Source organism: uncultured Flavobacterium sp., from assembly GCF_951805225.1.
Classification (GTDB): Bacteria; Bacteroidota; Bacteroidia; order Flavobacteriales; family Flavobacteriaceae; genus Flavobacterium.
Window position 1 is genome coordinate 3,331,341 of the sequence record NZ_OX638201.1, and the last position, 24,817, is coordinate 3,356,157.

The window sequence follows — 24,817 nt, forward strand, 5'->3', positions numbered from 1 at the left end:
TACTTTACGCATAGAAAATACAAAGTTCGCAAAGCCATATTAAAAAAAGCTTTGCGAACTTTGTGTTTTTGTAAAACCGCGATCTAAAAAAACTTTGTGACCTTTGCGGTTAAAAATTAAAACTGATGTACTTTCTTAGAAATAACTAAAAATGAGATTAAAGAAATTAGAGCAGCAGCTGTCAAGTAAAAACCGACATAATTCAAACCATACGTACTTGCCAGCCAAATTGCAATCATTGGTGCAAAGGCTGCACCAAGAATTCCTGCCAAATTAAAAGTCAAAGAAGCACCAGAATAACGAACTGTAGTAGGAAACAACTCAGATAAGAAAGTTCCTAGCGGTCCATAAGTAAATCCCATCAAAGACATTCCGATGCAAACAAAAGCGGTTACTAAAACAGAATTTCCCGAATTTAGAAAGTAAGAAAAGAAAAATCCGAAAACAGCAATAGCCGCTGTCGTAATAATTAATATTTTTCTACGTCCGATTTTATCGGCAACTAAAGCCGAAACAGGAATAAAAAAAGCAAAAAACAATACCGAAAGCAATTGAATCAATAAAGCTTCTCTTTTAGTAAAACCTAAATCTGAAGTCGCCCAACTAAGAGTAAAAACAGTCATTAAATAAAAAACCAAAAAGGTTGTAACTGCAGACAATGTTCCAAAAATCAACTGATTTTTATATGATTTTAGCAAAGTAAAAAATGGGATTTTAACTTCTTTTTGTTCTTCTTTAGAATTTTCGAAAGCTGGAGTTTCGCTGATTTTTAAACGAATATAAAATCCAACAATTACCAAAAGTGAACTTGCTATAAATGGAATCCTCCATCCATAATCCATAAAAGCTTCACTACTCATGCTGTCAGTTAAAATTAAAAAAGTTCCACCTGAAAGCAATAATCCTATTGGTGCTCCCAATTGCGGAAACATTCCGTACCAGGCACGTTTATGTGGCGGAGCATTTTCGATTGCCAATAAAACAGCGCCACCCCACTCTCCTCCTAAGCCAACTCCCTGACCAAATCTACATAACATTAATAAAATTGGCGCAGCAATCCCGATACTTGCATAACCCGGTAAAAAACCAATTGCTATTGTCGATAATCCCATTGTTAATAATGCAACTACCAAAGTTACTTTACGTCCAATTTTATCACCGTAATGCCCAAAAACAGCAGATCCCAAAGGTCTTGCCAAAAATGCTATCGAAAACGTAGCCAAAGATTCCAGTGTAGAAACGGTGCTATTAGCTCCCGGGAAAAAAAGTTGAGGAAAAACCAATACGGCAGCATTGGCATAAATATAGAAATCAAAAAATTCAATTGTGGTCCCAATTAAAGAACCAAAAAGAACATGTCGCAAGGAATTTTCCTTATTAGGATTATTTTTCATGTAAGATAGATATACTTTTTTTAGTTGCAAAAATATAATTTCATTATTAATAATTCATCTTTACCAAAATAAGTTTCAAAATAATCCTGCTTTTTTAACAAATTACATGCACTTTCAATTTTACCAAACAACTTTAAAACAAAAAAATTAAAAACCTGATTACGGGACTTTTAAACTTAAAAACAAAAATCAAATCATAAGCAATAGTTAAAACCGTTTTTAACTACATATTTTCATTAAATTTACAGCTATCAAAAAATAAATTTCAAATTATGCCTACCGACTGTATCAGCTATCAAACTTCAGGATATTTCTCTAAGTTAATACAAGATTATTTAGATCAAAAATCAGAATTAAAACCGCTATACAATCATTTTCCAACTTTGGAAAACTTCGAAAAACAGATCACTGAAAAACAAGCTAATTTTGATAATGCAAACCGAATTCCTTTGGTTGAAACATTAAAAAAACAATATCAAAATATTGAAATTTCAGATTCAACAAAACAAAACATTGAGCTTTTAGCACTTCCTAATACGTTTACAATTACAACCGGACATCAATTAAATTTATTTAGTGGTCCATTGTATTTCTTGTATAAAATCATTTCGACAATTAATCTTACCAAAGAATTAAAACTAAAATATCCGGCGAATAATTTTGTTCCAATTTATTGGATGGCAACAGAAGATCACGATTTTGAAGAGATTAATTATTTTAATTTTAAAGGAAAAAAATTCCGTTGGAATAAAGAAAGTACCGGACCAGTAGGAAGACTTTCTACAGAAGGTTTAGAAGAATTTTTTGAAATATATTCGAAAGATTTAGGTTCAAGCACAAATGCTAATGTCCTGAAAAAAATATTTGAAGAAGCTTATTTAAAACATGACAATCTTGCTGATGCAACTCGTTTTTTAGCCAATAGTTTATTTGCAAATTATGGTTTAGTAATTCTGGATGCCGATGATACCAATTTGAAACGCCCTTTTATTCCTTACATCAAAGAGGAATTAGAGCAACAAACTTCTTTTAAAACTGTTCAGGAAACGATCTCAAAATTTCAAGATTATACCGTTCAGGTAAATCCACGCGAAATCAATTTGTTTTATATTGAAGATGATTTAAGAGAAAGAATCATTTTTGAGAAAGACAAATACTTTGTAAACAACACAAAGATTTCATTTTCGAAAGAAGAAATTCTACAACTATTAGAAAATAATCCAGAGAAATTTAGTCCAAATGTGATTATGCGTCCGTTGTATCAGGAAATTATTTTACCCAATTTATGTTACATCGGCGGAGGCGGAGAAATTGCTTATTGGTTAGAATTAAAATCTTTCTTTGATGCTGTAAAAATCACTTTTCCGATGCTTTTGGTTCGTAATTCTGTTTTATTAAATACTGAAAAACAAGCAAAAAAGGCAGATAAATTAGGTTTAAGCTGGGCAGATTTATTCACAAAACCTGCTGATTTAGTAAATACGATTACGCGTAAATTATCAGCTTTTCCTATTGATTTAACGCCTCAAAAAGAAACATTGGAAAAACAATTTGAATATCTTTACGAACTGGCACAACAAACTGATAAATCATTTACCGGAGCTGTAAAAGCGCAAGAAGTAAAACAAAAGAAAGGTTTAGATAATCTGGAAAAACGTTTATTAAAAGCGCAAAAACGAAAACTGGATAGTGAATTACAACGTGTCGCAGATTTACAATTCGAGTTATTTCCGAATCAAAGTTTGCAGGAACGTCAAGCTAATTTTTCTGAGTTTTATTTGGAAAAAGGTGAACAATTGATTCCGCTTTTAATTCAAAAATTAAAACCATTAGAAACAAATTTTAATATCATAACAATATAAAAAAACAAAAGATCTCGCCACGAATTTTACAAATACTCGCGAATAAAAATTAATGCTAATTCGTGAAATTCGTGGTAAAAAAATCCATTAAGCGGATCAATATGAATAATAAAGTAATAATTCTCAGAAACAAATAACCACCTCTTCTAAGATTATTGCCTCTCTAAACCAAATAGTAACTTTTAAAAACAAAAAATTAACCTATTTACCAAAATTATGACCAGAGAGCGCTTGATATCCTTGGATGTCTTTAGAGGATTAACAATTTTATTAATGACTATTGTAAACAATCCCGGAGATTGGGGACACGTTTACGCACCTTTATTACATTCAGAATGGCATGGCTGCACGCCAACCGATTTAGTTTTTCCTTTTTTTATCTTTATTATGGGAGTTGCAGTTCCTCTCGCAATGCCAACTAAAACTTGGGACGACACAACTTTCAACAAAATTCTTGTTCGTTCTCTTCGAATGTTCTGCCTTGGAATTTTCTTTAATTATTTTGCCAAAATTCAGCTTTTTGGACTCGACGGAATTCCACTTCTTATTGGTCGTTTGATTATTACCGTTGCTGTTGGTTATGCCTTAATGGGAAATTTCAGTTCTAAAGTCAAAAATATATTGGCTTTTTCGATTCTGTTTATCTATCTCTTTTTAGCTTATAGCGGTATTGAAGCCTATGAAAGCGTTCGTTTACCAGGCGTTTTACAACGAATTGGAATTGTATACTTTGTAGTTTCTCTTTTGTATTTAAAAACAAGTAAAAAAACACAAATCATCACCGGAATAATCCTATTATTGAGTTATTGGGCAATAATGACCTTAATTCCAGTTCCGGGAATTGGCGAAGCAAATTTAGAAAAAGGTACAAATCTAGCTTCTTGGTTAGACAGCGTTTTACTAAAAGGACATATGTATCGCGAAACTATAACCTGGGATCCCGAAGGAATTTTAAGTACACTTCCTTCAATTGTAAACGGAATTATTGGTTTGTTAATTGGTCAGGTATTACAACTTGAAATATCCAAAAACCAAAAAGCTACAAAAATTGCTATTGCTGGTATCGCTTTAATTATTGTTGGTTTAATCTGGAGTACAGTTTTCCCAATAAATAAATCATTGTGGACAAGCAGTTATGTTTTATACACAACAGGATTAGCAGCTACAGTTTTATCAATACTATATTATATAATTGACATTGCAGATTATAAAAAGGGATTCAAATTGTTTTTAATCTGGGGAGTAAATCCAATGATTGTATTTTTCTTTTCTCAGATTATTCCGCAAGCCTTAGTAATGGTTCAACTAAAAAATCCTGAAAATCCCGAAACTCAAATCAACCTTTTAAACTATTTGTACCATTTCGGAATTGCACCATTTTTTAGCAATCCAATGATGGCTTCATTAGCGGGAGCTTTAGTTTATGTAGGAATATGGTCTTTTATTTTATGGATTTTCTATAAAAACAAATTAATATTCAAAGTCTAAATTTTTCACCATATAAGTGATATAAGCTATTATAAGTCTGGGCGCGCAAACTTGCGCGCCTTTATTTTTTTATATACAAACCCATAAAGAGTTTACTAAAATGAACTTATATCACTTATATGGTTTAAAAAAATCATAAAAACATTATTTCTTACTGTTTAATTATGAATTTATTAAAATCAATTCATAAAAAAAGTATACTTTTGCACAAAATTAAAAATAAGCAATAAAATGGCAACAAATAGAACTTTTACAATGATTAAGCCAGATGCAGTTCAAAACGGACACATCGGTAATATCTTAGCAATGATTACTAATGGAGGTTTCAAAATCGTTTCATTAAAATTAACTCAATTAACTGTAGCTGATGCTCAAGCATTTTACGCAGTTCACTCTGCAAGACCTTTCTACGGAGAATTAGTTGAATTCATGTCTCGTGGACCAATTGTTGCTGCAATTTTAGAAAAAGACAACGCAGTAGAAGATTTCAGAACTTTAATTGGAGCTACAAATCCAGCTGAAGCTGCAGAAGGAACTATTCGTAAAGCATACGCAACTTCTATTGGAGAAAATGCAGTTCACGGTTCTGATAGCGACGAAAACGCTGCTATCGAAGGTGCATTCCACTTTGCTGGAAGAGAGCAATTCTAATTTAGACTTCTTAGATAGTTAGAATTTTAGACTAACTTAGATCTCTTAGAATCAAATAAATACAAAAACCCACTTCAATGAAGTGGGTTTTGTTTTTTTTATCTAATATATAATAATCTAAAATCTAAGTTAGTCTAACGTAAAACTACATCTTTCACCACGTCACGCCCTAATTCTTCATTAATCATCTTAACGATTTTCGATTTTCCGTGACTTAATTCTTCCCTCAAAACAGCCGATCCAAGTTCAACATACAACGTACTGCCTTTTAGCACAACATTTTTAGTATACGTGTTCACACCATTCCCCATCAACTGTCTCCACGCCTCTTTTACATCAATCTGATCCATTCCGGGCTGTAATTTATTTACCTGGATAATCTGTTGCAAAACAGCCCCAATCGTACTTTGATTATTTAGTCTTTTTGCCATCGTTTAATAAATTTATTGGTCCTGCTTTTTTATAATGATACTCTTTTTTCTCCTGATTTTTCACCACCAATTCCTTATCCGAAATCGAAATCAATTCCTCACTCCACTTTGCATAATCCGTTTTGTAATCTAAAAATACCTGATCATCCTTAAACCGAACCGAAACATTTTCAAAAGAATCACTCGTTAAAAAAGTTCCATCAAACTGCGGCATTACTTTCTTTCGAATTCCTTTATTGTTTTTAATTTCAAAAAAATCAAAGCTTTCATTCACACCATAATCCTTTTGTTCACCCTTATCAAAAACCACTTTTTCGATTTCCCAATACCCATTAAGTTTTGCAATATCTGCTGGTTTAATTTCCTGCTTGCAACTCACAAACAAGAGTGACAAAGCCAAAATTATAAAAGTGTTTTTCATAGTTTATTATATTAAAATTCAATTATTTCAATCTTATTTAGATTAGGAATCAGGAGCTATTTCCTGCTGTACACTATATCTTTTATGGCGAACCCCGCCATAAAAGGATGCCGCTTCCATCAGGGCTAGGGCTCTAATTTTCTAAATAGATTTTTGCGAACTACAAAGTTAAACTTATAAAACTCAAAAGAAATAAAAATATGCAAAACCAATTAAACTATTTTACATATTTTTAGTCAAAGCCTAAACCAAAACAAAAAACCCATGACTAAAACAATTTGTATAATCCTGACAATCTTTGCATTTGCAGGATGCAGTTCAGACCCAACTCAAACAACACCAACTCCAACTGAAAGTATGTATTTCCCTCCATTAACAGGAAACACTTGGAAAACAAAGTCCCTTACAGACCTAAAATGGAATCAAGCGGCCGTTCAACCACTTTTAGATTACTTAGAACTCAAACATTCTAAATCATTTATTATTCTAGTAAATGGACAAATTGTAATGGAGAATTATTTCAATAGCCATTCCGCAACTAACAATTGGTATTGGGCAAGTGCAGGAAAAACATTAACGTCAACCATGACCGGAATTGCACAACAAGAAAACTTATTAAACATCAACAATAAAGTTTCACAATATATCGGAACCGGCTGGACAAGCGAAACATTAGCACAAGAAAACTTAATCACCTGCAAAAGCCTTCTTACAATGACCTCAGGGCTTGATGACAGTACAGACGATGTCGATCCTGCAAGCTTAATCTACAAAGCCGACGCCGGAAAACGTTGGGCATATCACAATGTATATGTAAAACTACAGGATGTTATAGCAAAAGCAAGCGGACAAACCTGGTCAACATATTTCAATGCCAAGTTGAGAGATAAAATTGGCATGGACGGTAATTGGGTTCAACTTGGCGTTAATAGCGTTTATACCAGTACATCAAGAAGTATGGCGCGATTTGGACTTTTAATGCTTAACAAAGGAAAATGGGATAATACTCAAATTTTAAACGAAGCTTATTTTAATGAAGCAACAACTACTTCACAAAACATTAATTTGGGATACGGGTATTTATGGTGGCTTAACGGAAAAACATCGTATCATTTACCACAATCACAACTTACATTTCAGGGAAGTATAATTCCGACTGCGCCAAATGACATGTTCATGGCATTAGGAAAAAATGATCAGAAAATCTATATTGTTCCAAGTAAAAACATGGTAATCATCAGAATGGGAGATGCCGCTGACGATGCCAATCTTGCTTTATCAGATTTTGACAAAACACTATGGACAAAAATAAGCGCTTTGTATCAATAAAAATCTAATCATTTTTTAAGCAAATTAAAATTATTGCTTTTTATAATTATTAAATGAAATAAAAAAACTCATGTAATCAACGACTACATGAGTTTTTCTTTATATATAAAACAGAAAATATTTTCTTATTTAGTGCGCAATCTCTTTAACATTCCCATAAAAAAGAGAACCAATCCTACAATCAATAAAACATAATAAATAGACAAACTTTTGTCTTTTAATACATTTGCCAAAACAAAACATATAACACTTGCAAAATAAAAACTAACTGGCGTTATATTTTTTAAAGAAGAAAAACTCATTGAAATTATCTTAAAAGATTATTTAAAAAAACTATCCACAAACTCATACTTATTAAAGACTTGCAAATCTTCAATTCCTTCACCAATACCAATATACTTCACAGGAATTTGAAATTGATCTGAAATACCAATTACAACACCACCTTTTGCAGTTCCGTCTAGTTTGGTTACCGCAAGAGAAGTTACTTCAGTAGCAGCAGTAAACTGTTTCGCTTGTTCAAAAGCATTTTGACCAGTAGAACCATCCAAAACCAAAAGTACATCATGGGGAGCATCAGCAACGACTTTTTGCATTACACGTTTTACTTTGGTAAGTTCGTTCATCAAATTGATTTTATTATGCAAACGTCCGGCAGTATCTATAATTACTACATCGGCATTTTGAGCCACAGCAGATTGTAATGTATCGAAAGCTACAGAAGCAGGATCACTTCCCATATTTTGCCTTACGATTGGCACACCTACACGATCTGCCCAAACTTGCAATTGATCAATAGCAGCAGCACGAAAAGTATCCGCAGCTCCCAAAACCACATTATAACCCGCTTTCTTAAACTGATAAGCCAGTTTACCAATTGTAGTTGTTTTACCAACTCCATTGACACCAACCACCATTAAAACATATGGTTTTTTATCTTTTGGAATTTCAAATTCTGTTGCTTCACCAGTGTTCGTTTCAGATAATAAAGCTCCTATTTCTTCACGAAGGATTTGGTTCAACTCCTCTGTTCCTAAATATTTGTCTTCAGCAACACGTTTTTCAATTCTTGAAATTACTTTCAGAGTTGTATTTACACCAACATCAGAAGCAACCAGAATTTCTTCCAGATCATCCAAAACATCGTCATCGACTTTAGATTTACCAGCAACGGCTTTACTTAACTTTGAGAAAAAGGTAGTTTTTGATTTTTCAAGACCTTTGTCCAAAGTCTCTTTTTTATCAGTAGAGAATAATTTTTTAAAAAAACTCATTTTTTATAGATTGTTAGTTTTTTAGATTAATTCGATTTTCCAATCTATTTAATCTTTAATATCTAAAGAAACCCGAAATTACGCATGCTTCTTTAAATTTTAGACAAATATAAAAAATAAAAAAGCTACTTCCGAATGAAAGTAGCTTTTCTATATAATGTGATTGTAATTATTTCTTTTTCAAGAATTCATCAACTTCTTCAGGAGCCATAATAGATTCTACGAATGTATATGCACCAGTTTTAGGAGATTTCACCATTTTGATGGCTTTTGATAATCTCTTAGAAGATGTTTGTAACGATGCTACGGTTTTCTTTGCCATGATTCAAATGTTATTTGAAGTTTTATAAAACTCTAATGGCAAAACCACCGAGCACTATAAAAGCTCTAATTATTACTTAATTTCTTTGTGAACAGTTACGCGTTTCAAGATTGGATTAAATTTTTTAATCTCTAATCTATCCGGAGTATTTTTTTTGTTCTTAGTTGTAATATATCTAGAAGTTCCTGCTACACCAGAAGTCTTGTGCTCAGTACATTCTAAAATTACCTGGATTCTATTACCTTTCTTTGCCATCTTGCTATATATTTATTTAGGAAAAGATTATTTGATAAATCCTTCTGACTGAGCTTTTTTCAAAACCGCAGTGATTCCATTTTTATTAATTGTTTTTATCGTAGATGCTGCTACTCTAAGAGTAATCCATCTATCTTCTTCTGGAAGATAAAAACGCTTTTTAACTAAGTTTACAGAAAACTTTCTCTTAGTTTTGTTCATAGCGTGAGAAACGTTATTTCCTACCATCGCTCTTTTACCTGTAAGGTCACAAACTCTTGACATTATACTTATCTTTTATCGTTATTCAAAATCAGGGTGCAAAGAAAAGAAAAATAAACGATTGAAACAAAAAATTATCGCACAATTTTTAAAATTTCTTTTTGTAATATTTCTAAACTCTTAATCGTCGCTCTATCTATCACTTTTTCACGTGGTTGCCCAAAGTTAAATTCTTCTACAATTATACCAGTTGGAGTAGCCAAAGCGATAAAAACAGCTCCAATTTCTGCATCTGAGTCTCCTTTTGTCGGTCCGGCGTTCCCAGTTGTCGCAATTGCATAGTCCGTTTTAAGTATCTCTTTCACATTCAAAGCCATAGCCGACGCAACCTCTGCGCTAACTACAGTAAATTTATCTACTAAATCCTGCGAGACACCGAGAACATTAACCTTAGCCTCTGTTGCGTAGGAAACAACACTGCCTTTAAAATAATTTGAAGCTCCCGGAATAGCAGACAAAAGCGAAGCAATTTTTCCTCCGGTAAAACTTTCGGCTGTTGAAATGGTTTTACCTTGTTTGGTTAAAATTTTTCCAACTACTGATTCTATCGTTTCATTTTCTTCGTAACCAACTATAATATCATGAATGATAGCATCTAATGATTTTACATTCGCTTCAATAGCTTCTTCTAATTCTTCTTTATTTGTTCCTCTGGCAGACAAACGTAAACGAACTCTGCCGGGATTTGGCAAATAAGCGAGTTTGATAAACTCAGGCAAATTATTTTCCCAATCTTCGATACGTTCTGCAACTAAACTCTCGCCCTGACCGTAAGTCAAAATGGTTTTATGAATGATATACGGACGTTTATATTCGCGAACTATCTTAGGAATTATTTCTTCTTCGACCAGATATTTCATTTCATACGGAACTCCCGGAAGCGAAACAAAGACTGTGTTTTCTTTCCTCATCCACATTCCTGGCGCCGTTCCCATTTTATTGTGCAAAACGGTACATTTTGAAGGAACTAATGCCTGATCTTTATTTAATTGTGAAATTGGTCTTTTATAAAATCCTTCAATCAATTCTGTTACATGTGCCAAAACTTCGGGATTAACAACTAATTCGTCGTCAAAATAATCACAGAAAGTTTTCTTGGTAACATCGTCTTTCGTTGGCCCTAAACCTCCGGTCACAATTACAACATCGACTTTGTTTTGTAACTGGGCAAATGTGTCTAAAATGTGTTTTTTATCGTCGCTAATCGAAATCATTTCATGGACTTCAACTCCGATTCGGTCTAGAGATTTTGCGATAAAACCGGAGTTTGTATCTACAATTTGACCTATTAATATTTCATCTCCAATAGTAATGATAGTTGCTTTCATATCTGTGGAATATTTTTACTTACAATTTTGTAAGTCATTATTATAAAGAAGGTTGTTGTCGCAACGATTTTGCGTGAGGGGTAGAAACGGCATCCTTTTGTGACAAACGAAAAGTGCTCGTTTTACAAAATTTTCCGGAACAAAAGATATAGTGTATAACCCGACTCTATTTTTGACCTGATTTTATGAAGGACAAAAATAGAGTCACGCCCATATCTTACAAATCAAAGTCTTTTTTAATTTCTTTTATTGCCTCTTTTACCTGCAATTTAATGCTTTTAAAAGTTTCGACAATTTCTTTTTTCTTGCCTTCTGCTTTTGTCCAGGCTTCAACCTGAAGAATTTCCTCAAAAGCCACATTTAACCCCATTAAATCTAACGTAGGTTTTATTTTGTGGGCATATGAGTAAGCATATTTATGATCCTTTTTCTTAATTCCTTCTTTGATTTGTTTTAAATCTTCGGGAACTTCGGTAACAAATAGTTTTAGAATTTCGTTTACAAATTCAGGATCGTTGTCTGAAAGCGCATATACTTTCGAAAGGTTGTACTTTAAAGCCATTATTTTACTTGTATTCTGAATAATTTTTTATCTTCTAAAAAGCCTTCTAAAACATCATTTGGTTTAACTGCAGCAACTCCTTCCGGTGTTCCTGTAAAAATAATATCTCCTATTTTTAATGTAAAATATTGAGATACATAAGAAACCAGTTCATCAATTTTCCAAAGCATGAAGCTTGTATTTCCTTTTTGAACTGTTTTAGAATTATTTGTTAACTCAAATGTAAGATTTTCCATAGAAACAAAATCGTTTTTTGGAACAAAATCTCCAATGACTGCTGAGCCATCAAACGCTTTTGCTTTCTCCCAAGGCAATCCTTTCGCCTTCAATTTATCTTGTAAATCTCTGGCTGTAAAATCGATACCTACACTTATTTCATCATAATACTTATGAGCAAATTTAGGTTCGATGTACTTCCCTACTTTGTTAATTTTAACAATTATCTCTATTTCGTGATGAATTTCTTCAGAAAATTCTGGAATTACAAACGGATGTTGCTTCAACAAAACTGCCGAATCCGGTTTCATAAAAACTACAGGTTCCGTTGGTCGCTCGTTTTTTAATTCCTCAATATGATTGGTATAATTTCTACCGATACAGATGATCTTCATTTCTTTTGTAAGTTGCTAAGTTGCTAAGCTACTAAGGTTCTAAGAAACTATGCAAAAAACTTAGCATCTTAGAACCTTAGCGACTTAGAACCTTATTTAGTATTTAACTTTCTTAATTTTATTGCCGTCAAAACTTTCTTAGTGTACAAAGGGAAATCAGCATTTTGAATCCAGCTGAAATATCCGGGCTCTGTCTCTAATACTTTGTCAACTTTGGCTCCTTTATGTTTTCCGAAGGTAAAAATCTCTTCGTTGTCTTTATCAAAAGCAATCATTCCGGCAAAATCAGCGATTTTTTTACGGGTTGTAAATTCGGACAATGATTTCATATCGTTTTCCAATTCCGGATAACGATCTAATTGCGCTTTTAAGATTTCGTATGTTGCCATTGTATCAGCTTCTGCTGAATGGGCGTTTTCAAGACTTTTTCCGCAATAAAATTTCAATGCAGCACTTAAAGTACGCTCTTCCATTTTATGAAAAATAGTTTGCACATCTACTGAAACTTTATTCTTCATATCAAAATCAACTCCGGCACGAAGCAATTCTTCTGCAAGCAACGGAATATCGAAACGATCTGAATTAAATCCACCTAAATCACTATCCTTAATCATATTATGAACTTGCGGTGCCAATTCTGCAAAAGTAGGTTCGTTTGCTACTTTTTCATCTGTGATACCATGAACAGCGGTGGTTTGCGGCGGAATTGGAATCGTTGGATTCACCAACCAGGTTTTACTTTCTTTATTTCCGTTTGGAAAAACTTTGAATATCGAAATTTCTACTATTCGATCTTTACCGATATCAATTCCGGTTGTTTCAAGATCAAAAAAGCAAATTGGTTTGTTGAGTTTGAGTTCCATTTTTAATTTTTATAAGATTACAAATGTAATTTTTAAAGCCGAATTTTCCCTTTTATTCTTGATTTTTTTAAACAAAAATGGGTTCGATTTCGATATTTTAACTTTTAAAATTACTCTTAAACTGAGCTCACATTCATTTCTTAACCTTTTCTTACAAAAGAAAAAACCCTGAAAATTATTAAAATTTTCAGGGTTTGAATTTATTTTTATTCTGATTTTAGAAATCTCTGTCTACATCAAAAGCTTCTAAATATTCGGCTACACGTTTTACAAAACTTCCGCCCAAAGCACCGTCAACAACTCTATGATCGTAAGAATGCGATAAGAACATTTTTTGACGGATTCCGATAAAATCACCTTCCGGAGTTTCAATCACTGCAGGCACTTTACGAATCGCTCCAAGAGCAAGAATTCCAACTTGTGGCTGATTGATAATTGGCGTTCCAAAAACACTGCCAAAAGTACCCACATTTGTAACTGTATAAGTTCCGCCTTGTGTATCGTCTGGTTTTAGCTTTCCGGCTTTTGCACGGTTTCCTAAATCATTAACCGCTTTTGCCATTCCAACAAGGTTTAACTGATCTGCATTTTTAATTACAGGAACAATTAAATTTCCGTTTGGTAAAGCCGCAGCCATTCCTAAATTTATATTTTTCTTTTTGATGATATAATCACCATCTACAGAAATGTTCATTCCCGGGAAATCTTTTAACGCTTTTGCAACCGCTTCCATCATAATTGGCGTAAAAGTCAACTTCTCACCTTCTCTTTTCTCGAAAGCAGTTTTTACTTTTTCTCTCCATTTTACAATATTCGTCACATCAACCTCAATAAACGATTGTACGTGAGCAGAAGTTTGTACCGAAGCCACCATATATCCAGAAATCAGTTTACGCATTCTGTCCATTTCGATGATTTCATCACCTCCATTTACAGAAACCGGAACCGCTTGCTGGCTTTTTTGAACCGGAGCTGCCTGAACTACAGGTTCTGCTGCTTTTGGCGTAGGAACTACAGCTTTTGGAGCTTCTACAACACCCGATTTACGGTTTTCAATATATTTAAAGATATCTTCTTTTGTTACTCGACCGTCTTTTCCTGAACCAGCAATATTTTCTAATTCAGCAACAGAAATACCTTCTTCTTTTGCAATATTTTTTACTAATGGAGAAAAGAATTTATCGGATCCTGAGAAATCTTGTGGAGCAGTGACAGTTTCTTTAGCAACTTCAATTGTTTTTTCAATCTCTGCTGCTTCAGTCGGAGCAGAAACTTCTTCAGTTACTTTTGCAGTTGGCGCATCACCTTCTGTCTCAATAATTGCAATAGTTTGTCCTACCTGAACTAAATCATCTTTACCGAATAATTGTTCAACTAAAATCCCCGATACTTCGCTTGGTACTTCACTATCAACCTTATCAGTTGCAATTTCAAGTACTGCTTCATCAGCTTCAATTTTGTCTCCAACTTCTTTCAACCAGTTGGTAATGGTTGCTTCAGCGACACTTTCTCCCATTTTAGGAAGCTTTAATTCAAATCTTGCCATATTGTTAATCTAAAGGATGATTTTGATTTTGTGATTGCGAAATTACTGAATATTTTAAATATAAATTACACTTAATATAATTTTTTACTCAATTTTTATAATTTGGCCTCTGTCATTTCGGGAATTGCTTCCAATAATAAAATTGGTGTTTTTGGGGAAAATCTTAAAAGTAATGTTCTTATCTTTAAGAGTTTCTATCATTTTGATACATTTTTTGAATGAAACATAGTGATTATCCAAAATAATCTCTCCTCTTTTACCCTTAAAAAGTAGGCACGAATTTACCATTTTTTCTTTTTTTAAATCCAAAAAGAACACTTTATTTTTTAAAATAGAAGGTAATTTTTCAGACAAAATTTTATTTGAAGAATAAAAAACGACACTTTCAGGCAAAGGTTTTGACTTAACTTTTCCCTGAAACATTTTTACAAAAGAGAAAAACCAAATACCAATTTGAATAAAAAACTCAAAAAACCACGATTTCTTAAAATGCTTTTGATAAAAGAAATTCATCGCTTCCTGAAAACGTTTCATATACTTTTCGTCTTTTACCGTACTTTCTCCTTTATAATGTAAAACTGTAGTTTCATGAAAATAGAGATTCACCTTTTGTTTTTGTAAAACACGATACGACAAATCAATATCATCAGCATACATAAAACAATCTTCATCAAAACCTTCTAATTCCTGATATAAATTGCGTTTCAAAAACATAAAAGCTCCAACTAAAATATCGACTTTTCCGGTTTCATTTTCGCCTAAATGTTGCGCATAATATTGATTGAAAAGTTTACTTTTTGGAAAGATCTTATATAAGCCAAAAATCTTTGTAAAAGCAATCCACGGCGTTGGAATTCCGCGTTTGCTTTCGGGCAGAAATTCTCCTGTTCCGTCAATTAATTTACAACCTATAATTCCCAAATCTGTTTGCCTTTCGGCGAAAGCCAAAATCTTGACAAAAGCATCTTCAGCAACAACTGTATCGGGATTTAGAATGCAAACGTATTTTCCGCTCGCTTGAGAAACTCCAATATTATTTCCTTTTGGAAAACCAAAATTAGAGGCGTTTTCAATTAATTTTACGTTCGGAAACTTATTTTTCATCATCAAACAACTCTCGTCTGACGAATTATTATCAATAACAATAATTTCAGCATCAAGTGTCGAAATCGCTTCCTGAACACTTAAAACACATTGCTCCAAGAAGTAACGCACATTATAATTAAGAATAATTACCGATAATTGCATGAAAAATATAGGAATTGATTTTTTCGAAAGTTAGAAATTTTCGGCTAAACCCAATCGCAATGACCAATCGTTTTTACTAACTCCAAAATCAAGCACCAAATTACTATTGTTTTGCTTGTTCCATTTAATACGCAAACCGGCTCCAGCTGCAGGATTCCATTTTTTAAAATCGTAAGTATCCAACTTTGAAACTGAGGAAATATTAGTAAAAAATACAGCGCCCCAAAATCCGTTTTTGGAAATATCAGTTCGATATTCTGTTTCAAAATACATCAATGCATTGCTTCGGAATCTATTTCTGGTAAAACCCCGACCTGTTTTTCCATCACGATCCCAACCAATACTTGGCAAATCGAGATAATGCGGCTTTCCGCCAAAAGTTGACCAATAAAAAGCCCGATAAGCCAAAACGCGATGTTTGTATTTGCTAAACGAATGGTATTTTCGGGCATCAAAATAAATAGAATTCCATTTTTTTCCGTCGACTCCGGTTGTGTTTATTCTATAATCGGCTTCTATATAAATTCCCTGTTCCGGATTTACGTTGTTTTTTCGAGAATCATAAAGTCCCTGAACAGCGATTCCAAAAGAATTTTCATCTGAATAATCGCCGTTCATATATTTATAATAATCGGTTTGATCATCGATATATGATTCTTCAGAAATATTTTGATAATTATCCAGTAACAAACCTAATCCAATTCTGAAATTACCTATTATTTTTCGGGTTGCAAACTGATAAAAACGCCATTGCTGATAATCTAACGTTGACATTTTTTTGTCTGTATTATGTCCGCCTAAACCATAAGTATCCTGAGGATAAATCATATACCGATAATCTCCAATAAAATTCCATTTGTCGTCTCTTGTATAAATATAGGATTGAATGGGAAAAACATATTGCTTGGTAAAACTGAAATAAGGCGAAAAAGAAACCTGAGACATTTTGGTAGTATTACTATCGCCCAGATAAAATGTAGTTAAAAAAGAAACGACCAATCCCGCATTTTTATTTGCATCTATGGGAACGGGAAGCAATGAAAAAGCCACTTTTTTGTCTGAATTTACTCTTACGGAATCATTTTTATGGAATAGTTTATACAAAACATCTAAAATATCTTTTTTACTATTCGAAATGGTATCATTCTGTGAATAACAAAATGGCGTAAGAAAAAGGAAAAATAAAATAATTAGTGATTTCATACTTTTCATTTCGTAAGGTTTTCAGAAACAACTTCTTACAAATTTAAAATTTAATTTAAAACAGCCGTCTATTTTAAAAAGAATAAAAAAAGAAAAACTAAAACGAATCGTAAAAAACTATATTTTTGATTTTGAACAAAAATAGTTTTCCATGAAAAACAGAATTCTGATTCTAATTGATTCATTTCTTTTGCTATTGACACTCTTTTTTACATCAGGTTTTGGATTTATTCAGCATGATTTAGATTCAGACCGAAATCTTGTAAAATCTTCTACTTGGTATATTGCCGGTCCAACCAAAGAAAATCAGGAAACAATTAATGCTATTCGGGAAAAAGAAGAAATTATCAGAGTAACAGCAAAAGATAATCCTGTTGGAGAAATAGAATTAAATGTCATGATTACGGCATCAGATTCAAATGATGGCATTCCGACAAACTTATCTGATAATTCGAAATTCGTCACTATAACTTATAGATCTTCACATCTTATAAAATTACAAGCCAGAGAAGGAAATCCAGAAGGAACTGGTTGTGTACATGGCGGTTCACATCCGAGAGTTGATATTCCGGCTTCTCCAAAAAAATTGAACACAATTAAAATTCCGTGGTCAAATTTTAAACAAGATGGTTTACCAAACGGAAAACCTTTAAATATTCATAATCTTTGTAAATTCAATTTTGTGAATTACAATCCGGTTTCGGGAGCATTTTTAGAAATAAAATCAGTTATAGTCCAAATTTAAAAACATGAAAACAAGACTTTTATTTATCCTTTTCGTTGCTGTATTCTTTTCAAATTTTGGCTATAGCCAAAATAAATCTGCTGTTTCAAAAATCGACATTAATGGTGTTTGGGAAGATATAAATCCGGGCGTTCAAAATGCAGTTGCCATTATATCGGAACAAAACGGAAAGGTTATTTTCTCGCATTATCTGGAATGGAAAGGACAGAAATTCGTAGAAAGCGGCACCGGAAAAAGAACCGGAAATACAATTACTTATACTGTAACGGTGACATTGCCAATTGAAGGTTGGGCAACCGCGGGAACGCATACTTTAAAATTATCCGAAGACGGAAATACGCTAGAAGGAACTTTTGTCGACAATAAAAAACGAACTGGACCAATTGCTTTTAAACGTGTGAGGTGAAAAAATTTGTTTCAGGTTTCAGGTTGAAATGAGATTATTTAACCGCAAAGTTCGCAAAAGTTTTTTCTCTTAGATTACGTTTAGCAAACGCAAAGTTCGCAAAGCTTTGTGTTTAAAACTTTGCGAACTTTGCGAAAATCTTTGTGAACTTTGCGGTTAAACAATCCTTACAAATGCAGCTGAATTTTATATTTGTTGCATAATTTCATTACAAACAACATTATTGTTGAGAAAACTAATGACCAAATAATTCCCGGAACTCCTACACGGAAATAACCCGGAATAATATGAATGTTAAAAGCTTTACAGAAATAATAAATTACGCCCGGCAAAATATAAATCAATAAAGGATTTGCTGCTGCGGGCATGAAGAAATTACTCCATTTTGTTTGTTTTTTAATCTCCATTAACCAATAAAGAAAATAGAATAATACGGTACAAATTGTTGCCGAAAACATGGTCCAAGATGGTGTTCCTTTTATTTTTGAAATTCCGAAATAAGGTCTTAATAAATATCCTGTCACAAAAAACAAAACAGCAAAACCTATAACTGCCCAATTGATTTTCGGAGTTACTTTTCGATCAAAAAACAATAGCGAAATCACAACTCCGGCACTTACTAATGAAGCATGTGTTAAATGTCCGGCAATAAAACTTAACCAAGATGTTTGCTGTATTACAGATCCTTCAGTCAAATTAACTGAATTGGCGATGACACAAACGATCAAAAACGCAATCATAGCCCATAATCTTCCAGAAACTAACCAATAATAGACTACCGTAATTAAATACGCCCAACCTATTAATCCCAGAATTCCCCACCATTTTGGCGTCATTCCAATTTCGCCGGTATCCTGAACGTATAAAAAATATAGCGCTACCAAAACAAGCATTCCGCCATATTGAAGTGTATTTTTTAACCAAACCGGAAAGTCTTTCGCATATTTATTCCAAATTGGAATCGGCATGAAATAAGCCAAAAGTCCCCAAAATACAGGTTGAATAATCATTTTTGTTGCATCATAACCGTATTCGGCATTGACCATAAAAACACCAATAATAATTAAAGCCAAAGCTCTTTTTAAGGTATGTGTCCAAATTGTTTTAGCGCTATCTCCTTTTAATAATCTGGCATTGAAAGCAAACGGAATCGACATCCCGACAATAAATAAAAAGGCCGGAAAAACCACATCAACAAAAGTCATTGCATCTGCGTCTGCAGGCATATGTTTCATCCATTGTGGCACTTGTGTAATACTTGCGAGCTCATTTACAAAAATCATTATAAAAATGGTAATTCCGCGCAAAGCATCTATCGAAATAATCCTTTGATTGTATAAATTTTCTTTAATTTTCATAAAATTTCATCGTATTGATAATAACAAATATAAACTAATGGATGAAATGTCAAATTAGGTTTCTGTAACAAATTCTCAATAAATCGTTTTAAATAAATCCTCTGAGTAATTTCATTAAAAATCCTTTTCATTTTTTTACTTTTGCGCCATGTTATCATTCTTTAAACCCAAGTTATATTTAAAAGACCTTATTCCTGAAGGTTTTGTTGACATTCATTCCCATTTATTGCCAGGTATTGACGATGGTGCAAAAAATAGTACTGCAAGTATTAAACTTATAAAAGCTTTTCAGGAAATGGGCTTTTCGCAATTTACTACAACTCCGCATATTAGCCATATTTGGAAAAATTCTCAAGAAACTATTTTAGACAATTATAAAGAAACGATTGTTCTAGCCGAAGAAAATAATCTTCAAATTCCTTTTGAAACTGCTGCTGAATATTTGATGGATGATTGGTTTGAAAGTCATTTTCACTCCGAAAAACTTCTTACGCTAAAAGACAATTATGTATTGGTAGAAATGTCATATCTGAACGCTCCTATCCGATTGTATAAAATATTATTTGATTTGCAAGTTGCAGGTTACATTCCAGTTTTGGCACATCCGGAACGCTATACATTCTATCATAAAAATTTTAACGAATACGAAAAACTAAAAAAAGCAGGTTGTCTTTTTCAGTTGAATTTATTGTCTACAGTTGGTTATTATGGAAGTGAAATATCCAAAACTGCCGACGAACTTCTTAAAAAAGGAATGTATGATTTTGCAGGAACTGATGCTCACCACATGAGACATATTAACTCTTTTGGAAACAGAATTAAAGTAAAAAGTATTTCGAATCTAAAAGAAGTAATTAACAATAATCAATTTTTTAAATCTAATCAATAAGCGTTTTCTTCGCCTTTAAAAATATTGATAATCGTTTTTACGATGATTTTCACATCTAGTAATAAACTCCAATTTTCGATATACCAGATATCATATTCTACTCTGCTTTCCATATCGCTCAAAACTTTAGTTTCACCGCGATAACCGTTCACTTGCGCCCAACCTGTAATTCCGGGTTTAGCATATTGACGCACTAAATAATTATTGATTAAATCACTGTATTCTTTAGCCAGATTTACCATATGTGGTCTTGGTCCAACTACGGACATATCGCCATAAAAAACATTAAAAAACTGAGGCAATTCGTCAATGCTTGTTTTACGAATAAAAGCTCCAAATTTAGTAATTCGGCTATCTCCTTTTTCGGCTTGTTTCTTGTGTGCCAAACCATTAACATACATACTTCTGAATTTAAAACACATAAAAGTTCTATTATCGCGGCCTGATCTTTCTTGTTTAAAAAATATTGGTCCCGGCGATTCTATTTTAATAATCAACATTATAATAGGAAACAACCACGGAAATATCAATAAAATCACAGAAACCGAAAAAACAATATCAAAAGCTTTTTTTACAAGTCTGTTTACCACAAGTTCCAAAGGTTCTGTGCGAAACATTAATACTGGCGTATTTTCATAAAAAGCAACCTCAACTTTACTTGATTTTGTGTACAATTGAAAATCAGGAATAAACTTAATTCGAACCATATTCTGTTCGCAAATTCTCGTCAGTTCATTAATAATTTCGATATTATCGATATGTAATGACACATACATTTCATCTATTTTTTTCTCGGTAACAAACTGCCGAATAGCATTAAAACCTCCCAAAACTGAAGCAGGATTAACAATTGAAGCATTTATATTTTCATCAAAAAAACCTAGAAATTTGTATCCGTAAGTTAGATCTTTTGCTAATATTTTTCGGATTTTCTCTCCGGATTCATTAGCGCCAACCACAATAAAAGTCTTAAAATTATATCCTTTGGCTCTAATATATTTTAAAAGTTTCATGGAGAAATAACGGGAAACCATCAATAATACAAAGAAAATCATGTAGAAAAAGAACAACCTAAGTCTCGAAATATCTACGTATTTCAAGTACACCACAAATATTGAGATTAAAGCAGCATGAATGAGCAGCTTTTTTATGGTTCTGAATAATATCGATTCTATTGGTTCTACTCGAATGCTTCGGTTTGAATCGTTTTGAAGCAATAATACTATCCAAATTAAAATTGCTAATAACGAAACTACTCTTTCTTCTTTTGACAAAAGTTTATCCAAACTTCCAAATCTGGCGTATGCAGACAAAATTGTAGCAAGATTCAACAATACTAAATCTACTAAAACAAACAAAAGCTTAAAATAGCGCGAGAAACGATAATGTGATAGTTTTTGTAAGATTTTCATACTGAGGTTTTATGCTTAATTTTAGACTAAAAATTAATTAAAAATTTAGCACTGCAAAATAATATTTTAATTAGATTTTTCTGTACTATTTAGAATCTATTCTTTAAAAGTTTACTTTTATACTTTGCCGATTTAATATTGCAGATTATGCTTAAAACAATTCTACTTTTTTTCCTGATTTCAGCTTCTGCAAATGCGCAAATATCAGGTTGTACAGATCCACTTTCGAAGAACTATAATCCATTGGCAACTATAAATGATGGAAGTTGTATTTATTCTTCTTTCCGAATTAAACCGGAATATTCCAGGAAATTATCTGACTCGATCAAAGAAACCTCGGGATTAATTTCTTTCAATAATTTATTGTGGACGCATAATGACGATCATGATAAAACCATTTACGGATTGGATTCTTTGGGTCAAATCAAAAGAAAAATAGTCCTAAACGAAGTAATAAACAATGACTGGGAAGAAATCTCTCAAGATAATACACATATTTATATTGGTGATTTTGGAAATAATTACACCGGAAACAGAACTGATTTACATATTCTAAAAATAGAAAAACAATCTTTTCTAGAAGGAAATCCAAAAATTGAAACCATTTCGTTTCAATATTCTGATCAAACTGATTTTTCATCTCAAAAAGGCAATACAACAAATTTCGATTGTGAAGCTTTCATCGTTTCAAAAGACAGCATTTATTTATTCACAAAACAATGGAGTTCCTCAAAAACTTCAATTTATTCCTTGCCAAATCAATCCGGAAAGCACGTTGCACGACTAAAAGATCAATTGGACACAAAAGGATTAGTAACGGGCGCAACTTATTTAGAATCCAAAAAGCTGATTGTTCTTTGTGGTTATTCTAAAATAGGAAAACCATTTTTATACCTTTTATATGACTTTAAAAACAATAATTTTTTATCAGGAAATAAAAGGAGAATAAATCTTCCGCTTCCTTTTCATCAAATAGAAGGAATTTCGTCAGAAGATGGTTTGCATTATTATCTAACAAATGAATCTTTGGTTCGAAAACCGATAATCAATGTTTCTCAGCAAATTCATTATTTAGATTTGAGTCCTATATTGAATTCCTATCTCCATAAATAATTACATAGCAGTTTCCTTTTGCAAAAAAGATATTTACATGATATTTTTTTATCTTTGAAACTCATACTTTTTCATCCAAATGGCTTTATCTTTGAGCCTTCAGAAAATTGATATTCATTATGGAACAAAAAATACATCAGGGAAGAAACGTAAAACGTTTCAGAGAAATGCTTGGAATCAAACAAGAAGGATTGGCTTTTGATTTGGGAAATGAATGGAATCAAAAGAAAATTTCTATGTTGGAGCAAAAAGATGTAATTGAATATGATTTACTAAATCAAATCTCAAATGCATTAAAAATTCCTGTGGAAGCTTTTCAGAATTTTGATGAGGAACAAGCGGTGAATATTATTTCGAATACTTTCGCAGAACACGCTTTCAGTAATTCATTTAATTACGGAACAATTAATTTTAATCCAATTGAAAAATTAGTTTCACTTCACGAAGAAAAGATTGTGTTATACGAGCGTATGTTGAAAGAGAAAGATGAGATGATGGCGAGACTTGAAAAATTAATCAATAAATAATTTCGTAATAATCATTTATAATACATACTAATATACAAAGAGACTTTCGAGTCTCTTTTTTAATTTTAAACCTTTTTTCCAAGTGGTTTAAAATGTAAATTATTTAAAAAACTTTTTGCAGTTTCAACTTTTTCGGGAAATAAAATCCTTTCCTTCAATTTTGAAGAAACTAAAGATAAAAGTGCACTTTCTGACACTTTTACATATTTTTCGTTTTTTATAACTTTATTTTCCATAGTACAAAAATAAAGTATTATAATTAATTTCTTACTTTTTATAAACACTTCCTGATCTCATTTTCTGCATTTACAAATAAAACCTTTAGCTTCAAGGTTTTAGCACTATTATTAATATCCAAAGTATTGGGAATATTGAATTTCTATCTCCATAAATAAGCTTTTGCGGAATCTGATTTTGTATTAAACCAAATTCCGCAAAAAAATTATTTTTATTTTATTTTAGACAGCAGTAAATTAAAATTATCAATCACCAAATTAGGTTCATCATTCATAATGTAATGCCCCGATTTTGTAGTTCCAATGTGCGTAAAATCAGAAACTCCTTCTTTTAATAATTCATGCGCCTTAAACCATTTTTGTTTATCTGATTCAGAAGTAGATGCGTCGACTTTTAAACTCGAAATTACAATTACAGGAATATTTGGCAAATGCTGAAGTGTCGCCATATACTGAGAATCTTCTATTATTTCTCTGGCTTCGCGTGTTCCTCCAAAATTTTCTCCATAATTGATCAGACAAAGATTATAAAGCATATCCTCCTCTTCTTGCGAAGGCCGATTAGAATATTCGTGCGATGGATCTATAAACAATAATCCGGCAACTTTAGAAGGATTTTTAACAGCATAATCTCTAATAATCATTCCGCCAAGCGAATGCCCGATAAGAATAACTTTTCTGCCATTCGAAAAATTATTAATTACAGTTTCGAGTTCACTTCTTAATTGATTTATATTTCTTGGTTTTGAATCTTTTTCAGATTTTTCATAACCGGCTCTGTCGTATGTTAAGACATCTAATTGTGCACTTAGTTTTATTGGTATTTTTTTTTCGTTCCAAACAGAATGTCCGTCTCCGAGTCCGGATTCAAAAACTACCAAATATTTTGAGTTGTGAATAATGGAGTAAGTTGCCAATTTATGAGTTCCAACATCTACTTTTGTTTCTTTTAAAGTTTCAGTATTATTATCACTGTCTTTATCGCACGAAACGAATGTAAAGAATAAACTTAGTCCAATTTTTGCAATAATGTTTTTTGCTGATTTCATTTCTTTAAGATTAAAATTTTCAGCAAAAATCCT

The 24,817-nt window shown here is 32.4% G+C and carries 27 protein-coding genes; 9 read left to right on the forward strand and 18 right to left on the reverse strand.

The annotated features are described in order from the left end of the window. Positions 1–116: 116 nt before the first annotated feature. Positions 117–1,394, reverse strand: coding sequence for an MFS transporter (locus WN975_RS13380; protein ID WP_099709124.1), 1,278 nt, complete (start codon positions 1,392–1,394; stop codon positions 117–119). A gap of 272 nt (positions 1,395–1,666) precedes the next feature. On the opposite strand from WN975_RS13380, the gene bshC reads away from it, so the two are divergent. The 3 genes from bshC (at position 1,667) to WN975_RS13395 (ending at position 5,395) form a co-directional block, all read left to right on the forward strand. Continuing rightward, a complete protein-coding gene (bshC, locus tag WN975_RS13385) occupies positions 1,667–3,256 on the forward strand; it encodes a bacillithiol biosynthesis cysteine-adding enzyme BshC (RefSeq protein ID WP_337966981.1) in 1,590 nt (529 codons plus the stop codon). A gap of 216 nt (positions 3,257–3,472) precedes the next feature. Further along, positions 3,473–4,744 (forward strand): DUF5009 domain-containing protein, encoded by a 1,272-nt coding sequence (locus WN975_RS13390; protein WP_337966982.1) that lies wholly within the window; start codon positions 3,473–3,475, stop codon positions 4,742–4,744. Between the two features lie 231 nt (positions 4,745–4,975). Further along, a complete protein-coding gene (locus tag WN975_RS13395; protein WP_065451312.1) occupies positions 4,976–5,395 on the forward strand; it encodes a nucleoside-diphosphate kinase in 420 nt (139 codons plus the stop codon). 134 nt (positions 5,396–5,529) lie between these two features. On the opposite strand, the gene WN975_RS13400 is transcribed toward WN975_RS13395, so the two are convergent. Together WN975_RS13400 and WN975_RS13405 are read right to left on the reverse strand one after the other, a co-directional pair. After that, positions 5,530–5,826, reverse strand: coding sequence for a DUF721 domain-containing protein (locus WN975_RS13400; protein ID WP_055095563.1), 297 nt, complete (start codon positions 5,824–5,826; stop codon positions 5,530–5,532). Next, a complete protein-coding gene (locus tag WN975_RS13405; protein ID WP_337966983.1) occupies positions 5,807–6,247 on the reverse strand; it encodes a hypothetical protein in 441 nt (146 codons plus the stop codon). Before WN975_RS13405 ends, WN975_RS13400 begins: the two co-directional genes overlap by 20 nt. Before the next feature lie 264 nt (positions 6,248–6,511). Here WN975_RS13405 and WN975_RS13410 point away from each other — a divergent pair, with 264 nt between their 5' ends. After that, a complete protein-coding gene (locus WN975_RS13410; RefSeq protein ID WP_337966984.1) occupies positions 6,512–7,576 on the forward strand; it encodes a serine hydrolase in 1,065 nt (354 codons plus the stop codon). 320 nt (positions 7,577–7,896) lie between these two features. On the opposite strand, the gene ftsY is transcribed toward WN975_RS13410, so the two are convergent. From ftsY to WN975_RS13465, 11 genes are all read right to left on the reverse strand, one after another. After that, positions 7,897–8,850, reverse strand: a complete 954-nt coding sequence (gene ftsY, locus WN975_RS13415; RefSeq protein WP_121329247.1) for a signal recognition particle-docking protein FtsY — start codon at positions 8,848–8,850, stop codon at positions 7,897–7,899. A gap of 169 nt (positions 8,851–9,019) precedes the next feature. Continuing rightward, positions 9,020–9,172: a DUF4295 domain-containing protein gene (locus WN975_RS13420; RefSeq protein ID WP_008468081.1), complete on the reverse strand. Its 153-nt coding sequence runs from the start codon at positions 9,170–9,172 to the stop codon at positions 9,020–9,022. A gap of 72 nt (positions 9,173–9,244) precedes the next feature. Then, a complete protein-coding gene (gene rpmG, locus WN975_RS13425) occupies positions 9,245–9,427 on the reverse strand; it encodes a 50S ribosomal protein L33 (RefSeq protein WP_017495179.1) in 183 nt (60 codons plus the stop codon). Positions 9,428–9,454: 27 nt separating this feature from the next. Beyond that, the gene (gene rpmB, locus WN975_RS13430; RefSeq protein WP_008468080.1) at positions 9,455–9,691 is read right to left on the reverse strand and encodes a 50S ribosomal protein L28; all 237 of its coding nucleotides are present in this window, start codon (positions 9,689–9,691) and stop codon (positions 9,455–9,457) included. Between the two features lie 71 nt (positions 9,692–9,762). After that, the gene (locus tag WN975_RS13435) at positions 9,763–11,016 is read right to left on the reverse strand and encodes a CinA family nicotinamide mononucleotide deamidase-related protein (RefSeq protein WP_337966985.1); all 1,254 of its coding nucleotides are present in this window, start codon (positions 11,014–11,016) and stop codon (positions 9,763–9,765) included. A gap of 217 nt (positions 11,017–11,233) precedes the next feature. Beyond that, a complete protein-coding gene (locus WN975_RS13440) occupies positions 11,234–11,578 on the reverse strand; it encodes an Hpt domain-containing protein (protein ID WP_089350788.1) in 345 nt (114 codons plus the stop codon). Further along, entirely contained in the window at positions 11,578–12,189 is a 612-nt protein-coding gene (locus WN975_RS13445) for a fumarylacetoacetate hydrolase family protein (RefSeq protein WP_337966986.1), read from the reverse strand. The genes WN975_RS13440 and WN975_RS13445 overlap by 1 nt, the downstream gene beginning before the upstream one ends. Before the next feature lie 92 nt (positions 12,190–12,281). Continuing rightward, positions 12,282–13,052, reverse strand: a complete 771-nt coding sequence (locus tag WN975_RS13450) for a 3'-5' exonuclease (protein WP_337966987.1) — start codon at positions 13,050–13,052, stop codon at positions 12,282–12,284. A gap of 217 nt (positions 13,053–13,269) precedes the next feature. Further along, positions 13,270–14,598 (reverse strand): dihydrolipoamide acetyltransferase family protein, encoded by a 1,329-nt coding sequence (locus WN975_RS13455; RefSeq protein WP_337966988.1) that lies wholly within the window; start codon positions 14,596–14,598, stop codon positions 13,270–13,272. Between the two features lie 84 nt (positions 14,599–14,682). Continuing rightward, positions 14,683–15,846: a glycosyltransferase family 2 protein gene (locus tag WN975_RS13460; protein ID WP_337966989.1), complete on the reverse strand. Its 1,164-nt coding sequence runs from the start codon at positions 15,844–15,846 to the stop codon at positions 14,683–14,685. Between the two features lie 30 nt (positions 15,847–15,876). After that, positions 15,877–17,049, reverse strand: coding sequence for a BamA/TamA family outer membrane protein (locus WN975_RS13465; protein ID WP_337966990.1), 1,173 nt, complete (start codon positions 17,047–17,049; stop codon positions 15,877–15,879). 151 nt (positions 17,050–17,200) lie between these two features. On the opposite strand from WN975_RS13465, the gene WN975_RS13470 reads away from it, so the two are divergent. Further along, the gene (locus WN975_RS13470) at positions 17,201–17,794 is read left to right on the forward strand and encodes a hypothetical protein (RefSeq protein WP_337966991.1); all 594 of its coding nucleotides are present in this window, start codon (positions 17,201–17,203) and stop codon (positions 17,792–17,794) included. Positions 17,795–17,798: 4 nt separating this feature from the next. After that, complete coding sequence (locus WN975_RS13475) at positions 17,799–18,200, forward strand: hypothetical protein (protein WP_337966992.1); 402 nt, start codon at positions 17,799–17,801, stop codon at positions 18,198–18,200. Between the two features lie 167 nt (positions 18,201–18,367). Here WN975_RS13475 and WN975_RS13480 read toward each other — a convergent pair whose 3' ends face one another. Continuing rightward, a complete protein-coding gene (locus WN975_RS13480; protein ID WP_337966993.1) occupies positions 18,368–19,558 on the reverse strand; it encodes a DUF5009 domain-containing protein in 1,191 nt (396 codons plus the stop codon). A gap of 148 nt (positions 19,559–19,706) precedes the next feature. On the opposite strand from WN975_RS13480, the gene WN975_RS13485 reads away from it, so the two are divergent. Then, a complete protein-coding gene (locus tag WN975_RS13485; RefSeq protein WP_337966994.1) occupies positions 19,707–20,447 on the forward strand; it encodes a histidinol phosphatase in 741 nt (246 codons plus the stop codon). Here the strand turns inward: WN975_RS13485 and WN975_RS13490 are convergent. Next, positions 20,441–21,859 carry an undecaprenyl-phosphate glucose phosphotransferase gene (locus tag WN975_RS13490; protein WP_337966995.1) on the reverse strand — a complete coding sequence of 473 codons (1,419 nt, stop codon included), beginning with the start codon at positions 21,857–21,859 and terminating at the stop codon, positions 20,441–20,443. The two genes, WN975_RS13485 and WN975_RS13490, sit on opposite strands and share 7 nt — an antisense overlap. A 147-nt stretch (positions 21,860–22,006) precedes the next feature. Between WN975_RS13490 and WN975_RS13495 the strand changes: the two genes are divergently transcribed. Together WN975_RS13495 and WN975_RS13500 are read left to right on the forward strand one after the other, a co-directional pair. Next, positions 22,007–22,972, forward strand: a complete 966-nt coding sequence (locus tag WN975_RS13495; protein WP_337966996.1) for a T9SS C-terminal target domain-containing protein — start codon at positions 22,007–22,009, stop codon at positions 22,970–22,972. A 119-nt stretch (positions 22,973–23,091) separates the two neighbouring features. After that, positions 23,092–23,499: an XRE family transcriptional regulator gene (locus WN975_RS13500; RefSeq protein ID WP_337966997.1), complete on the forward strand. Its 408-nt coding sequence runs from the start codon at positions 23,092–23,094 to the stop codon at positions 23,497–23,499. Between the two features lie 65 nt (positions 23,500–23,564). Here the strand turns inward: WN975_RS13500 and WN975_RS13505 are convergent, their stop codons facing one another. Then, positions 23,565–23,735, reverse strand: a complete 171-nt coding sequence (locus tag WN975_RS13505) for a hypothetical protein (protein WP_337966998.1) — start codon at positions 23,733–23,735, stop codon at positions 23,565–23,567. 212 nt (positions 23,736–23,947) lie between these two features. Further along, the gene (locus WN975_RS13510; protein ID WP_337966999.1) at positions 23,948–24,784 is read right to left on the reverse strand and encodes an alpha/beta hydrolase; all 837 of its coding nucleotides are present in this window, start codon (positions 24,782–24,784) and stop codon (positions 23,948–23,950) included. Between the last annotated feature and the right edge of the window lie 33 nt (positions 24,785–24,817).

Coding starts and splice junctions, on each gene's coding strand:
- WN975_RS13380 (WP_099709124.1), bottom strand. CDS start 1,394: ATGAAAAATAATCCTAATAAGGAAAATTCCTTGCGACATGTTCTTTTT.
- bshC (WP_337966981.1), top strand. CDS start 1,667: ATGCCTACCGACTGTATCAGCTATCAAACTTCAGGATATTTCTCTAAG.
- WN975_RS13390 (WP_337966982.1), top strand. CDS start 3,473: ATGACCAGAGAGCGCTTGATATCCTTGGATGTCTTTAGAGGATTAACA.
- WN975_RS13395 (WP_065451312.1), top strand. CDS start 4,976: ATGGCAACAAATAGAACTTTTACAATGATTAAGCCAGATGCAGTTCAA.
- WN975_RS13400 (WP_055095563.1), bottom strand. CDS start 5,826: ATGGCAAAAAGACTAAATAATCAAAGTACGATTGGGGCTGTTTTGCAA.
- WN975_RS13405 (WP_337966983.1), bottom strand. CDS start 6,247: ATGAAAAACACTTTTATAATTTTGGCTTTGTCACTCTTGTTTGTGAGT.
- WN975_RS13410 (WP_337966984.1), top strand. CDS start 6,512: ATGACTAAAACAATTTGTATAATCCTGACAATCTTTGCATTTGCAGGA.
- ftsY (WP_121329247.1), bottom strand. CDS start 8,850: ATGAGTTTTTTTAAAAAATTATTCTCTACTGATAAAAAAGAGACTTTG.
- WN975_RS13420 (WP_008468081.1), bottom strand. CDS start 9,172: ATGGCAAAGAAAACCGTAGCATCGTTACAAACATCTTCTAAGAGATTA.
- rpmG (WP_017495179.1), bottom strand. CDS start 9,427: ATGGCAAAGAAAGGTAATAGAATCCAGGTAATTTTAGAATGTACTGAG.
- rpmB (WP_008468080.1), bottom strand. CDS start 9,691: ATGTCAAGAGTTTGTGACCTTACAGGTAAAAGAGCGATGGTAGGAAAT.
- WN975_RS13435 (WP_337966985.1), bottom strand. CDS start 11,016: ATGAAAGCAACTATCATTACTATTGGAGATGAAATATTAATAGGTCAA.
- WN975_RS13440 (WP_089350788.1), bottom strand. CDS start 11,578: ATGGCTTTAAAGTACAACCTTTCGAAAGTATATGCGCTTTCAGACAAC.
- WN975_RS13445 (WP_337966986.1), bottom strand. CDS start 12,189: ATGAAGATCATCTGTATCGGTAGAAATTATACCAATCATATTGAGGAA.
- WN975_RS13450 (WP_337966987.1), bottom strand. CDS start 13,052: ATGGAACTCAAACTCAACAAACCAATTTGCTTTTTTGATCTTGAAACA.
- WN975_RS13455 (WP_337966988.1), bottom strand. CDS start 14,598: ATGGCAAGATTTGAATTAAAGCTTCCTAAAATGGGAGAAAGTGTCGCT.
- WN975_RS13460 (WP_337966989.1), bottom strand. CDS start 15,846: ATGCAATTATCGGTAATTATTCTTAATTATAATGTGCGTTACTTCTTG.
- WN975_RS13465 (WP_337966990.1), bottom strand. CDS start 17,049: ATGAAATCACTAATTATTTTATTTTTCCTTTTTCTTACGCCATTTTGT.
- WN975_RS13470 (WP_337966991.1), top strand. CDS start 17,201: ATGAAAAACAGAATTCTGATTCTAATTGATTCATTTCTTTTGCTATTG.
- WN975_RS13475 (WP_337966992.1), top strand. CDS start 17,799: ATGAAAACAAGACTTTTATTTATCCTTTTCGTTGCTGTATTCTTTTCA.
- WN975_RS13480 (WP_337966993.1), bottom strand. CDS start 19,558: ATGAAAATTAAAGAAAATTTATACAATCAAAGGATTATTTCGATAGAT.
- WN975_RS13485 (WP_337966994.1), top strand. CDS start 19,707: ATGTTATCATTCTTTAAACCCAAGTTATATTTAAAAGACCTTATTCCT.
- WN975_RS13490 (WP_337966995.1), bottom strand. CDS start 21,859: ATGAAAATCTTACAAAAACTATCACATTATCGTTTCTCGCGCTATTTT.
- WN975_RS13495 (WP_337966996.1), top strand. CDS start 22,007: ATGCTTAAAACAATTCTACTTTTTTTCCTGATTTCAGCTTCTGCAAAT.
- WN975_RS13500 (WP_337966997.1), top strand. CDS start 23,092: ATGGAACAAAAAATACATCAGGGAAGAAACGTAAAACGTTTCAGAGAA.
- WN975_RS13505 (WP_337966998.1), bottom strand. CDS start 23,735: ATGGAAAATAAAGTTATAAAAAACGAAAAATATGTAAAAGTGTCAGAA.
- WN975_RS13510 (WP_337966999.1), bottom strand. CDS start 24,784: ATGAAATCAGCAAAAAACATTATTGCAAAAATTGGACTAAGTTTATTC.